This is a genomic window from Candidatus Latescibacterota bacterium (assembly GCA_020633725.1).
GTDB lineage: Bacteria > Krumholzibacteriota > Krumholzibacteriia > JACNKJ01 > JACNKJ01 > VGXI01.
This window is the reverse complement of record JACKDC010000001.1, coordinates 644,195-656,425: the sequence shown is the minus strand read 5'-3', so window position 1 is coordinate 656,425 and position 12,231 is coordinate 644,195. Positions and strand designations below refer to the sequence as shown.

Here is a 12,231-nt window from a genome sequence, read left to right as displayed (position 1 = left end):
CAACCGGAGAAGGTGCTTCATGAAAGGAACGGCATCGCGTCTGCTGACGGTGACGACGGCCGCCCTGCTCCTCGCCTGCGCGAGCGGCGCCTGGGCCGCGGGCTTCGCGGTTTGGGAGATGGGGACCCGCAGTTCGGCCATGGGTGGTGTGCTCACGGCGAGCGCCGAGGATCCCACGGCCATCTTCTTCAACCCCGCCGGCCTGGGCTGGCTGGAAGGCCGACAGGCCACGGTGGACTTCACCGTGATCAATCCCTACACGGAGTTCAGCGGCGTCGATCCCAACCCGGGCTTCGGGGTGACCGAGCGCCTGGACGACCCCATGTTCTTCCTGCCCCAGGCCTACGTGGCCCAGCGCATCAACGAGCAGTGGAGCGCCGGCATCGGCTTCTACACCCCCTACGGCCTGGCGGTGGAGTGGCAGGATCCGACGAACTACTCGGGGCGCTACATCGCCACCAAGACCGAACTGAAGACGTACTTCATCACCCCCACCGTCGCCTTCGCCCCCACCGAGCGCGTGAGGGCGGGCCTGGGACTCAACCTGGTCAAGGGCAGCGTGGAGCTGAACCAGAACATCGTCGAGAACCTGCCCAACGCCACGGAGCTGGGCACGGCGAAGCTCAGCGGCGACAGCGACTGGGCCGTGGGCTTCAACGCCGGCCTGATGGTGGACGTCGCCGAGAACACCACGCTCGGCTTCAGCTACAAGTCGAAGGTCGATCTGGACTTCACGGGCGACGCCGTCTTCACGGCGCTCGTCGAGAACGCGCCGCTGCCGCCGAACGGGGGCGTGACCACCACGCTGCCGCTGCCGAGCATGTTCTCTCTCGGCATCGCCACGCAGGTGAACGATCGGCTGATGCTGGAGTTCAACTTCAACCGGGTGCAGTGGAGCACCTTCGAGAAGCTCGAGTTCCACTTCACCGAGTCGCCCGAGAACGACAAGAGCATCCGCGAGGAGTACGAGGACACGAGCCAGTACCGCTTCGGGGCCGAGTTCGCGGCCACGCCCGAGCTGGCGCTGCGGGGCGGTTTCGTCTACGACGAGAGCCCCCAGCCCACCGGCAGCGTGGGGCCGGTGCTGCCCGACGCGAATCGCAAGGGGCTGTCCATCGGCGCGGGCTATCAGGTCGGCAACGTCGAGCTCGACGTCTACAACCTCTTCCTGTTCTTCGCCGACCGCAACATCCGCGACAACTGGGACGGCTACAACGGCGACTACCAGAACTACACGAACCTGTTCGGCCTCGGCCTGACCTACCACTTCTAGCCAAGGAGCAGAGCCATGAACTTGCGCAACCGACGCACGGCCATTCTCGCGCTGGCGGCCCTGAGCCTGGCGCTTGCGGGCTGTTCGCTCTTCGCGCCGGACGAGACGGCGCTCCAGGCGCCCGCGCCCGACTGGGGCACGGCCGACTTCAGCACCTACGTCGCGCTGGGCAACTCGCTGACGGGCGGCTACCAGTCCGGCGCCCTCTACGCGGAGGCGCAGGAGCGGAGCTTCCCCTCCCTGCTCGCCGAAGCCATGGGGACGCCCTTCGAGCAGCCTCTCATCGCCTCCCCCGGCTACTATGACGCCGAGCACGACTCCGGCCTCCCCGTGGGCCACCTGCAGGTGACCTTCGACGACGCCGGCGACGCCGTCCTCGGCCCGACGCCCTGGAGCGGCGGCGCCCCGGCCCTGCTCAACGCCGGCCTCACCCTGCCCTACAACAACCTCGGCGTTCCCGGGGCGCTCACGGTGGATCTCCTGCAGGCCACCGACGCGGCGACGAGCGCGGGCGGCGAGAACACGTACTTCGACATGATCCTGCGCAACGCGGACATCGACTGGACGGCCCTCGGCGCCCCCGCCGCGGATCTCACCCCGCTCGGGCAGGCGCTGATGCTGCAGCCGACCTTCATGACCGTCTGGATCGGCAACAACGAGATCCTCGGCGCCGCCACCGCCGGCAACGGAACGCCGCTCGTCGACGCGCCCACCTTCAGCTTCCTCTACGACCAGCTCATCGACGCGCTGGTGGCGAACGTGCCGAACAAGGCCATCGTGCTGGCGAACGTTCCGCCGGTGACGGCCGTTCCGTTCTTCACCACGGTGCCCTGGTTCGTGCTCGACGCGGATCAGAACCCCGTGGACGGCGACCCCGGCACGGCGGGGATCCAGTTCATCGGCCTCATCGCCGCGGACAAGGCGCCCACCTACCAGCTGGAGTCGGGCGATCTCGTCACCATCAAGTTGCTGAGCTACGACTCCGAGCCCGATGGGACGCCCGACCTCGAGCAGGGCATGGGCATTCCCGACGCCGTGCTCATCGGCGCGCTGATGGCGCAGGGCATGAGCCAGTCCGAGGCGGAGGCGGCCCTGCCGGTGGCCTTCCCCCACCACGCGGAGCCCATCCCCGGCGCGCTGACCCTGGTGGCCGACGAGGTGACGTCGATCCTGGCTGCGACGACGGCCTACAACGACGCCATCGCGGCCCGGGCCGCGGATGACGACCTGCCGGTCGTGGACGCCTACGCGATCCTCGCCGACGTGGCGGCCAACGGCTGGACCTTCGACGAGGAGACCTACACGGCGGAGTTCGTCACCGGCGGGCTGTTCAGCCTCGATGGCGTGCACCCCAGCGCGGTCGGTTACGTGAGGGTGGCGCAGGCCTTCATCGACGTCATCAACGACACCTGGGGCTCCACGCTCGCCCTGCCCAGCGTGCCGATCCTGCCGCGCGCCGAGTCGCCGCAGCTGGCCGGCAAGCTTCACGTGGATCTGCCGTCGACGCTGCAGCCCTGAGCGGCCGCGGCGCTGGATACGCGAAACGCCGGGGAGCGACTCCCCGGCGTTTTCGTTTGGACGCCGACGCTAGTAGCCGCTGCGGGACGTGCTCATCCGGCGGGGCTCCTGGTAGAGCTCGTCCTCGGCCAGGTCCGCGACGTAGGCCTTGATGTCCGCGTAGCTCTTCAGGAGCTTCTCGTCGTCCGGGCTGGTGACCACGCGCAGGCGGCGGCCGCCCGGCAGGAAGAACTGCACCGTGAGCGAGGACGTCATCAGACCCGCATCCATGGCCTCGCGCCGCTGCCGGGGCAGCTCCACGTAGCAGTTGACGAAGTCCTTGCTCGCCTCCACCACCTCGGGAATGCGATAGAGCTGGGGCAGGACGAAGAGGCAGTCGCTGCAGGTGTGATCGAAGATGTAGAAGGCGAGCGGCAGGCCCGTGTCCTTGGCCTTGCGGAAGGCGACGTCGAGATCGTCGTAGAAGTAGACCCGCGAGGGATGCGTCCGCACGCGGCCGTCGGCCAGGAAGCTGATCTCCGGGTCGAGGTTCGCGTTGTCGTCGCCGATGAAGTTCTGGTCGTAGATCCACTGGCGGTAGTTGTGGCCCTCCTGCCAGAGGGAGTCCCGCGCCGCGCCCACGGTGTCGTTGTCGAGGATCTCGCGGGCCGACGTGGGGCCGTCCGGGACCAGCGCCCCGGCCAGCAGGACGGCGGTGGCGGCGATCAGCAGTGCGCGCATGCGTTCTCTCCAGGTCTGCGGGTGGAATGCGGAAAGCTATCAGCCGGCGGTCGCCGGGGCAAGGGCTCAGCCCCGAAGCGCCTCGCCGCGCAGGGAGGCCAGCAGCGTGATCTCGACGAGCTCCCGTTCCAGGGCGGCGGAGCCGTGCAGCAGCCGGACGTCCAGCTTCTGCAAATTGAGGATCCAGGTCAGGAGTTCCCGCTTTTTCAGGGCTTTCGCGCGGTCGACGGCCTCCCGCGCCCGCTGCGGGTAGGTGGGCAGCGCCGCGGCGGCGCGGGCGGGCGGCAGTCCCTCGTCCAGCAGCAGCCGTGCGCGCAGCAGCATGGTGATGCTGTAGTTCAGCGCGCCCAGCATGCTCTTGAAGCCGAGCCCGCTGCCGAGCAGTTCGTGGAGCAGGGCCATCGCCTCGGCCTCGCGGCCCGGGCGCAGCAGCTCGGTGAGGCGCCAGACGTCCTCGAGGCGCTGCACGCCCACCAGGCGATCCAGGTCGGCGGGCTGGAGGCGGTGCCCGGGCGGGCAGGCGAGGCGCAGCTTGTCGATCTCGCCGGCGATCTCGCCGGGGTCCGGCGGCAGCGCGGCGACGAGGCGCGCCGGCAGGCCGGGGGCGAAGTCCAGTCCCTGTTCGCGCAGGCGCGCGGCGGTCCAGTCGGTCAACGCGGCGGCACTCATGTTCTCGAACTTCAGCGCCAGCCCCTTCTGCTTCACGACGCGGTTCTTGGCCGCCATCAGCTGCTCGAGGTTCGGCGCGCTGAGGCAGAGGACGTTCTGACCGGGCGCCTCGTCCAGGAAGCGGGACAGCGCCGCGCGGAAGTCGTCGTCGAGCTTGCTCCCGACCTCGAGGTGGACGAGCTTGCGCGGATCGAAGAAGGAGTAGCTGCGGAGCAGGGCCTCGATCTCGGCCCAGTCGGCGAAGCGGTCGAGCGTGCGCTCCTCGTAGGAGAACTGGCGGCTCTCCTCGGGGACGCAGGCGTCGCGCAGAAGGCGGACCGCTTCGCGCCGCACCCAGTCGCTCTCGCCGGTGAAGAGGTAGCTGGGGCGGATGCCCTTGGCGAGGTCCGCGCGCAGGGGCGCGAGCGGATCCGAGCTGCTGCGCGCGCCCCGGGCGGCCATGCTACCAGTCCCCGAAGATGGCGTTGAGGACGGCGTCGATGATCTGCTGCAGCGCCTTCTCCTCGGCGCGATCGCGGGTGAGCTCCTCGCCCGCGGCGCTGCCCTCGACGAAGAAGCTCTCGCTGCCGGAGAAGCGGCGGTCCTTCCAGAGGTCGTCCCCGGTCTCCTGGTCGCGGAAGCTCAGCATGAGCACGAGGCTCAGCTTGTACTCGTCCGCGGTGCCCGCATCCCCGATCGAGAAGGGCGCTTCGCCGTAGCGCGCCACGGTGCCGGTGAGCAGATAGCGCTCCTGCCCGCGTGGCACGAGGCGCAGGCCGCCGTCGGCCTCGATGGCGTCGATGAGGGCCTCGGTGGCGCGCAGCTCCAGGTCGGGCTGCGCCGTGCGATTCTCGAGGAAGGGGATGGCGATCGTCCCCTGCAGGGTGCGCCCACGACTGGTGCTGTGGTAGTGCCCGCAGGAGGCGACGCCCAGCAGGAGCAGCGCGGCGAGGGCCAGGCGCGCGAGGCGGCCTCCCCTCATCGCTCACTCTCCTGGCGCGCGTCCTGGGGGTCGAGCTGCTTCATGCGGTAGCGCAGCTTGTCGCGGCCGAGCCCGAGCAGCTCCGCCGCGCGGCTCTGGTTCTCGCCGGTCTGGCTGTAGGCCTTGGCGATGAAGGTGCGCTCGACGGCCTTCAGCAGCTCGTCCAGCTCGACGCCCTCCTCGGGGATCGGCGATTCGAGCAGCCGCGCCAGGCGCCGCGGGAAGGTCTCGGGCACCTGTTCCCAGCTGCCCGAGAGGTAGGGACGCAGCTGCGTGGCGCCGAGGGTGGGGCCTTCCTCCATCAGCACGATGCGCTCGACCACGTTCCTCAGCTCGCGGATGTTGCCCGGCCAGGGGTAGTCCATGAGCAGGCGGCGGGCGGCGTCGTCGATGCGGGTGAAGTTGCGGTTGAAGCGCGGGTTGAATTCGCCGAAGAAGTGCGTGATGAGCGGGAGGATGTCCTCGCGCCGGTCTCGCAGCGGCGGGATCACGATCGGCACCACGTTGAGGCGGTAGTAGAGATCGCCGCGGAACTGCCGCGCGGAGACCATCTCGCGGAGATCGCGGTTGGTGGCCGAGAGGATGCGCACGTCCACGGTGAGCTCGTGGGTGCCGCCCACGCGCCGGAAGCTCTTGCGTTCGAGGAAGCGCAGGAGCTTGACCTGGAGGCCCATGCTCATCTCGCCGATCTCGTCGAGGAAGATCGTGCCGCGATCGGCCGTCTCGAAGAGGCCGGCCTTGGCCTCCTTGGCGTCGGTGAAGGCCCCGGCCTCGTGGCCAAAGAGCTCGCTCTCGAGCAGCTCCGAGGGGATGGCCGCGCAGTTCAGCTCCATGAAGGGCTGGGCGTGGCGCGGGCTGAGGCGGTGGACGAGCTGGGCGACGACCTCCTTGCCCGTCCCGCTCTCTCCCGTGATCAGCGCGGTCGTGTCCTTGCTCATGGCCACCATCAGGGCGTCGTCGTAGACCTTGGCCATGGCCTCGCTGGTGGACCGATAGAAGTCCTGTCCGTCCCCCATGCGGAAGCGGCGGCGCCGCTCGATGAGCTCGCGCTCCTCCCCCCGCCCGTCCAGCGCGCGCTCCACGGAGGCCCGCAGTTCGGCGAGGGGCAGCGGCTTGGCGTGGTAGTCCACGGCGCCGTGGCGCATGGCCTGCACCGCGTCCGCCACCGAGGCCTGGGAGCTGAGGAGGATGACGGGCAGGTCGGGCCACTGCCGGCCGATCCCGTCGAGGCGGTGCCCCAGGTCCACGGCGGGCCCGGGGTCGAGGATGAGCAGGGCGGGCTGGGTGTCGCGCAGCAGCGCGTCCAGATCCGCGGGCAGCGGGGCGCAGCGAACCTCGCGCCCCTCGCCCGCGAGGTTCTGGGACAGGAGGCGCCGGACGGCGTCCTGATCGTCCAGAACCAGGATCAGATCGGCCACGTTCGCGCCCTCATGCTCAGCGTCCGCCCGCGGTGGCGGTTGCCCGGTACCAGTCGACCGTGCGGCGGAGCCCCTCCTCGAAGCTGACCACCGGCGCATAGCCGATGAGCTCCCCGGCCAGGGCGATGTCCGCCTGGGAGTGATCCACGTCGCCCGCGCGGCGCGGGCCGAACTCGGGCTCGAGGTCCACTCCCAGCTGATCGCGGATCTGGTCGAAGAGATAGCGCACGGAGTAGGACCCGCCGCAGGCGACGTTCACGCTCTCGCCGGCCGTCTTCGGCGCGGCGATCGCGCGGAGATTGCCCTCCACGACGTTGGCGACGTAGGTGAAGTCGCGCGTCTGCGCGCCGTCGCCGTCGATGCGCGGCGAGCGGCCGGCCAGCAGCTCCTTCGTGAAGATCGGCAGCACGGCGGCGTAGGGCGAGTCCGGATCCTGACGCGGTCCGAAGACGTTGAAGTAGCGGATGCTCAGCGTCTCGAGACCGTAGACCGCGCTGAACGCGCGGCAGTAGTGCTCGCCGGCGAGCTTGCTCACCGCATAGGGCGACAGCGGCTGCGGCGTCAGGCCCTCGTGCTTCGGGCTCACCTCGGTGTTGCCGTAGGCGGAGCTGCTGCCCGCGTAGACCACGCGCTTCACGCCCGCGTCGCGCGCCGCCTGCAGCACGTTCAGCGTGCCGCCCACGTTCACCGCGTTGCTGCTTTCCGGGTCCTTCACCGAACGCGGCACCGAAGCCAGCGCGCCCTCGTGGAAGACGTAGTCGCAGCCCGCCGTCGCGCGGCGCACGGCGTCCATGTCGCGCAGGTCGCCGCGCTCCACGGTGATCTGCCCCGCGATCTCCTCCAGGTTGGACTCGTGTCCCGTGGAGAAGTTGTCGAGGATCACCACCTGGTTGCCGTCCGCCACGAGGGCGGCGGCGATGTGGCTGCCGATGAACCCGGCGCCGCCGGTGACGAGGATCCTGGCCATGCGTGCCTCCTAGAGCCTGAAGATCTTCTCGGATTCGACGCCCTTGTAGACGTTCCGGGAGTCGACCACGAGAGGCAGCCGCTCCAGCAGCCCCGCGTAATCCACCTGCTTGTGATGCGTGACGACGACCGCCACGTCCACGTCCTTGAGGCCGGCCGCGTCCAGCGCCCTCCGCGGGACGCCCGTCAGCTCGGGGATCTGCCCCTTCACCCAGTCGTCGTGGATGCTGACCTGCGCGCCGCGCCCCTGCAGCAGCTTGATGATGTCCAGCGCCGGGGACTCGCGGTAGTCGTCGATGTCGGCCTTGTAGGCCACGCCGAGCACGAGGATCTGCGCGCCGTTCACGGACTTCTTCTGCGAGTTCAGCGCGTTGGTGACGACCTCCACCACGTGGTCGGGCATGTGGCCGTTGATCTCGCCGGCCAGCTCGATGAAGCGCGCCTCGAAGCCGTGCAGCCGCGCCTTCCAGGAGAGGTAGAAGGGGTCGATGGGAATGCAGTGGCCGCCCAGCCCGGGCCCCGGGTAGAAGGGCATGAAACCGAAGGGCTTGGTGGCCGCGGCGTCGATCACGTCCCAGACGTTGATGTTCATGCGGCTGCAGATCAGGGCGATCTCGTTGACCAGGCCGATGTTCACCGAGCGGAAGGTGTTCTCCAGCAGCTTGACCGTCTCGGCCACGCGGCTCGACGACACGGGCACCACCGTCTCGATGGCCTTCGCGTAGAGATCCACGGCGACGTCCGTGCAGGCGGGCGTGATGCCGCCGACGACCTTCGGGATGTTCCGCGTCTGGAACTTGGGATTGCCGGGATCCACGCGCTCGGGGCTGAAGGCGAGGAAGAAGTCCTTGCCGACCTCGCGGCCGGTGGCCTCGAGCTTCGGCAGGATGACCTCGTCGGTGGTGCCGGGGTAGGTCGTGCTCTCGAGGATGACCAGCGTGCCATCGCTCATGTGCCGGGCGATCTCGTCCGTGGCGGCCACGATGTAGGAGATGTCCGGGTCCCGCGTCTTGCCGAGGGGCGTGGGCACGGCGATGTTGATCGTGTCGACGTCCCTGAGCACGGAGAAGTCCGTGCTGGCGCTCAGCAGCCCCTGCTTCACGAGCGGCGCCACGATGGCCGACGGGACGTCCTGGATGTAGCTCTCGCCCCGGCCGATGGCGTCCACCTTCCGGGCGTCCAGGTCCACGCCCACCACCTTCATGCCGCTCTTCGCGAACTCCACCGCGAGGGGCAGCCCCACGTAACCCAGGCCGATGACCGCGCAGCGCGCGTCACCCGCGGCAATCTTTGCCTTCAGCGTCTCGAGATGGGACATTGTCACTTCCTGCTCGGGACCGGGAGCGTCGCCACGCCATCCTGGCGTCGGGGGCGGCGCTCCGGGCCTCAGTCTAGATCGTTGTCGTTCATTGACTTGGGACTGCTCTTCAACTCCCGGCCCAGCTCGAGCACCTCGCGCCAGAGCCGGACCAGGCGGTAGAGTAGAAACACGAGGATCGCCCCGATGACAAGCGGCAAGAGCCATGCCTGCGGGCCGCCGGCCTCGTCGAAGTGGGCCCGCACCAGGCGAACCGCGGTGGCCAGCAACCAGAACAGGGCGCCGCAGAGCACGGTCATGGTGATGGCCTGCACGAGCTTGCTGGCGAAGGCCTCACGCGTGCGCCGACCCCTGCGAAAGCGGCCGTCGCCCTGACTCCGTGGCCGGACGCGCCCGCGGCGTCGCCCGAAATCCGCGGTCATGGGCGGCCCTGACCGGCGCCCCGCCCCTGTTCGCCCTCCCCGGCGGAGGACTCCAGGTCCTCGAACTCAGCGTCGCGGATGTTCGCGCCATCGAAGGGCAGCGGCTCCCCCGGCGCGCGCGGCTGAGCCTCGTTCCGAGTCTCTCGAGGGCGCCGGGTGCGCGCCCACGCCCCCAGCAACTGGCGGACGACCCAGAATCCGAGGAGGATGAGGATGAGGCGGGTGATGAACATAGCTCCAGGTACGCCCGGCAGGATTCGAACCTGCGACCTCTTGCTCCGGAGGCAAGCGCTCTATCCAGCTGAGCCACGGGCGCAGCGCAGTCGAATCTAGGGAATCCTCAAGGGCTTTGCCAGGGAAATCGTGGTCAGGCGCCGCGCCCCGCGGCCGCGAGCAGGCGCTTCGCCAGGGCCCGCGTCTCGCGGCCGGGTTCGGCCTCGCCGAGCATGCGGGCGATCTCCTGCTCGCGCTCCGCGCCCTCCACCACGACTACGCGCGTTCGCGTGCGCTGCTCGCCGAAGTCCTTGCGCACGCAGAACTGCCGCTGCGCGACGGCGGCGAGCCGGGGCTGATGCGTCACCAGCAGGATCTGACGCCGACCGGCGAGCGCCTCCAGCTGCTCGGCCAGCGCGCCGGCCAGATCGGCGCCGATGCCGGCATCCACCTCGTCGAGGATGAGCGTCGGCGCCGCCGGCTCCGACGCGCGGTCCGCGATCAGATGCCGGGCGAAGGCGATGCGCGACAGCTCGCCCCCGCTGGGCACCTCGCCCAGGCCGCCCTCGGGCAGGTCCGGGTTGGTTCGGATGCGGACTTCCACTCGGTCGGCACCCTCGGGACCCGCCCTCAGGCGCTTGCCGGCAATTTCAAGCCAGCCATCGGGATCCGGCTCCTGCTTGACGTCGATTCTCAGAGTCGCGCGCTCGAGGCCGAGGAGGCCCAGGCGCTCCTGCCAAGCCTTGCCGAGGGCAGCGGCGGCCGAGCGCCGGCGCTTGCTCAGCTCGGCGGCGGTGCGGGAAAGAGCGGCCTCCGCCTCGGCGCGGACCTGGGCGCGTTCCGCCAGGAGGGCGTCCTGGTCGTCCAGCTGGGCCAGGAGCTCGCGCTGCTCTGCGGCCCAGGCCAGGATGGCCTCCAGGTCCCGGCCGTGCTTCCGCTCCAGGGCGCTCAGCCTGCCCAGGCGCTCCGCGAGGTCCTCGCCGCGGCGGGCCTCGAGCAGGCCGTCCTCGGCGCGGTTGCGCAGGGTCGCGGCCAGCTCCTCCAGCGGGGCGCTGACGGCGGCGAGATCCAGGTCCACGGGGACGTCGCCCAGGCGCTCGAGGCGCTCCAGGAGGCCCTCCAGAGCGCCCAGGCCCTCCAGGAGTCCGCTGCCGCCCTCCAGGCGCTGCAGGAGCGTCCTGTAGGTCTCGCCCAGGCGGGCGGCGTTGCGGAGGCGGCGCTCGGCCTGCTCCAGGGCCTCGCGCTCGCCGGGCTCGGGGGCGAGGGCGTCGATCTCGTCGAGCTGGAAGCGGAGGTAGTCCTCGTCCTCGCGCAGGGCCGCCAGGCGGGCGGCAAGCTGCTCCTCCTGCCGGCGCAGCCCGCGGACCGCCTCCAGCTCCTGCGCGTAGCGCTCGAGGAGCGGGCGGTTGTCGGCGGCGGCGTCGACGAGGGCGCGCTGGGCGTCCTCGCTGGCCAGGGCGAGCTGGCCGTGCTGGTCCTGCCGCTCCAGGAGCAGCGCGCCGAGGGTCTTGAGACGTCCCACGCTCAGCGGAAAGCCCTCGCACCAGGCCTGGCTGCGGCCGTCGGCCCTGAGCTCGCGGCGCAGGGAGAGGCCCTCCTCGCCGGCCTCGATGCCCTGGGCCTCCAGCGCGGCCCGAACGCTCCGCGAGGGCATGAAGAAGCCCTCCACCACCGCGCGATCCGCGTCGGGACGGATCCAGTCCGTGCGCGCCCGCGCGCCCGTGACCAGGGCCAGGGCCGCCAGGAGCACGGACTTCCCCGCGCCGGTCTCGCCGCTGAGCACGTTGAGGCCCGGGGCCAGCTCGAGCGTGGCCTCCTCCACCACGATCAGGTTGCGGATGCGCAGGTGGGTCAGCACGGCTATCTCCCGTCCGGCACGCCCCAGCCGAGCTTTTCGCTGACGAGACCGTAGTAGTCGAAGTCCAGCGGCAGCGCGATGCGCAGCGCCCGCGCTTCCGCGCGGTGGATGCGGATCTGGTCGCCGCTCTGCAGGGGAATGCTGTCGGCGCCATCGAGCGTGAGGATCGCCGGGCCGCTGCGCCCGCCGATGCTCACGCGCAGCTCCTCTTCGCCCCCCACCAGGATCGGCCGGATGGACAGCGCGTGGGGACAGATCGGCGTGGCCACCAGCGCGTCCATCGTGGGGTGGACGATGGGCCCCCCCGCCGACAGCGAGTAGGCCGTGGACCCCGTGGGCGTGGCGACGATCAGACCGTCCGCGCGGTAGCCGCCCAGGTGCTGGCCGCTGACGGCGATGCGGAACTCGACGAGGCGGTTGCCGTCGCTCATGTGGACGACGGCGTCGTTGAGCGCGAGGTAGTCGTTCCGGGCCGCGCCGTCGCGGATCACCGTGGCGGTGAGGCGCATGCGCTCCTCGAGGCGGTAGGCGCCGCCGAGGATGGCCGCGAGGGCCGTCGCCATGTCCTCGAGCTTGAGCAGGGTGAGGAAGCCCAGGCTGCCCATGTTGATGCCGAGCAGCGGCGTGCTGGCCCGTTCCAGCGCCCGCGCGGCGCGCAGGAAGGTGCCGTCGCCGCCGAACACCAGCACGAGGTCGCAGTCGGCGGCGAAGTCGCGCAACTCGCGGCCGTGGGCCTCCAGGCCCAGCCACGCGCCCTGTTCCGCGTCGAGCAGCACTTCCACGCCCGCGGCCGCGGCCACCCCCATGGCTTCGAGGACCACCTCGCGCGCGGCCCGCACCTCGCGGTTGGCGGCCAGCCCCAGTCGGCGGATGGGCTCAAGCATTGCGACTCCTT

Annotated in this window: 11 protein-coding genes and 1 tRNA gene; 2 read left to right on the top strand and 10 right to left on the bottom strand. The window is 70.5% G+C overall.

What is annotated here, in order from left to right:
* The first annotated feature begins 19 nt into the window (after positions 1 to 19).
* Both H6693_02880 and H6693_02875 read left to right on the top strand, forming a co-directional pair.
* Complete coding sequence (locus tag H6693_02880; protein ID MCB9515116.1) at positions 20 to 1,273, top strand: outer membrane protein transport protein; 1,254 nt, start codon at positions 20 to 22, stop codon at positions 1,271 to 1,273.
* A 15-nt stretch (positions 1,274 to 1,288) separates the two neighbouring features.
* Positions 1,289 to 2,791, top strand: a complete 1,503-nt coding sequence (locus H6693_02875) for a hypothetical protein (protein MCB9515115.1) — start codon at positions 1,289 to 1,291, stop codon at positions 2,789 to 2,791.
* A gap of 69 nt (positions 2,792 to 2,860) precedes the next feature.
* Here the strand turns inward: H6693_02875 and H6693_02870 are convergent, their stop codons facing one another.
* The 10 genes from H6693_02870 to H6693_02825 all read right to left on the bottom strand — a co-directional run bounded on the left by H6693_02870 (position 2,861) and on the right by H6693_02825 (position 12,220).
* The gene (locus H6693_02870) at positions 2,861 to 3,511 is read right to left on the bottom strand and encodes a hypothetical protein (GenBank protein MCB9515114.1); all 651 of its coding nucleotides are present in this window, start codon (positions 3,509 to 3,511) and stop codon (positions 2,861 to 2,863) included.
* A gap of 66 nt (positions 3,512 to 3,577) precedes the next feature.
* Positions 3,578 to 4,621 carry a DNA polymerase III subunit delta gene (gene holA / locus H6693_02865; protein ID MCB9515113.1) on the bottom strand — a complete coding sequence of 348 codons (1,044 nt, stop codon included), beginning with the start codon at positions 4,619 to 4,621 and terminating at the stop codon, positions 3,578 to 3,580.
* A 1-nt stretch (position 4,622) separates the two neighbouring features.
* Positions 4,623 to 5,141: a hypothetical protein gene (locus H6693_02860; protein ID MCB9515112.1), complete on the bottom strand. Its 519-nt coding sequence runs from the start codon at positions 5,139 to 5,141 to the stop codon at positions 4,623 to 4,625.
* The gene (locus H6693_02855) at positions 5,138 to 6,559 is read right to left on the bottom strand and encodes a sigma-54-dependent Fis family transcriptional regulator (GenBank protein ID MCB9515111.1); all 1,422 of its coding nucleotides are present in this window, start codon (positions 6,557 to 6,559) and stop codon (positions 5,138 to 5,140) included. The genes H6693_02860 and H6693_02855 overlap by 4 nt, the downstream gene beginning before the upstream one ends.
* A 16-nt stretch (positions 6,560 to 6,575) precedes the next feature.
* On the bottom strand, positions 6,576 to 7,526 hold the full coding sequence (locus H6693_02850) for an SDR family oxidoreductase (GenBank protein ID MCB9515110.1): 951 nt from the start codon (positions 7,524 to 7,526) through the stop codon (positions 6,576 to 6,578).
* Between the two features lie 9 nt (positions 7,527 to 7,535).
* Positions 7,536 to 8,843, bottom strand: coding sequence for a nucleotide sugar dehydrogenase (locus H6693_02845; GenBank protein MCB9515109.1), 1,308 nt, complete (start codon positions 8,841 to 8,843; stop codon positions 7,536 to 7,538).
* 68 nt (positions 8,844 to 8,911) lie between these two features.
* Positions 8,912 to 9,265, bottom strand: coding sequence for a hypothetical protein (locus H6693_02840; GenBank protein ID MCB9515108.1), 354 nt, complete (start codon positions 9,263 to 9,265; stop codon positions 8,912 to 8,914).
* Between the two features lie 242 nt (positions 9,266 to 9,507).
* Positions 9,508 to 9,581: transfer RNA gene (locus tag H6693_02835), tRNA-Arg, on the bottom strand.
* A gap of 51 nt (positions 9,582 to 9,632) precedes the next feature.
* Complete coding sequence (locus tag H6693_02830) at positions 9,633 to 11,336, bottom strand: AAA family ATPase (GenBank protein ID MCB9515107.1); 1,704 nt, start codon at positions 11,334 to 11,336, stop codon at positions 9,633 to 9,635.
* Positions 11,337 to 11,338: 2 nt separating this feature from the next.
* Entirely contained in the window at positions 11,339 to 12,220 is an 882-nt protein-coding gene (locus tag H6693_02825) for an NAD(+)/NADH kinase (GenBank protein MCB9515106.1), read from the bottom strand.
* Positions 12,221 to 12,231 lie beyond the last annotated feature (11 nt).

Bases quoted from the DNA above. Each gene is read 5' to 3' on its own strand.
- H6693_02880 (MCB9515116.1), top strand. From the start codon at position 20: ATGAAAGGAACGGCATCGCGTCTGCTGACGGTGACGACGGCCGCCCTG.
- H6693_02875 (MCB9515115.1), top strand. From the start codon at position 1,289: ATGAACTTGCGCAACCGACGCACGGCCATTCTCGCGCTGGCGGCCCTG.
- H6693_02870 (MCB9515114.1), bottom strand. From the start codon at position 3,511: ATGCGCGCACTGCTGATCGCCGCCACCGCCGTCCTGCTGGCCGGGGCG.
- holA (MCB9515113.1), bottom strand. From the start codon at position 4,621: ATGGCCGCCCGGGGCGCGCGCAGCAGCTCGGATCCGCTCGCGCCCCTG.
- H6693_02860 (MCB9515112.1), bottom strand. From the start codon at position 5,141: ATGAGGGGAGGCCGCCTCGCGCGCCTGGCCCTCGCCGCGCTGCTCCTG.
- H6693_02850 (MCB9515110.1), bottom strand. From the start codon at position 7,526: ATGGCCAGGATCCTCGTCACCGGCGGCGCCGGGTTCATCGGCAGCCAC.
- H6693_02845 (MCB9515109.1), bottom strand. From the start codon at position 8,843: ATGTCCCATCTCGAGACGCTGAAGGCAAAGATTGCCGCGGGTGACGCG.
- H6693_02840 (MCB9515108.1), bottom strand. From the start codon at position 9,265: ATGACCGCGGATTTCGGGCGACGCCGCGGGCGCGTCCGGCCACGGAGT.
- H6693_02825 (MCB9515106.1), bottom strand. From the start codon at position 12,220: ATGCTTGAGCCCATCCGCCGACTGGGGCTGGCCGCCAACCGCGAGGTG.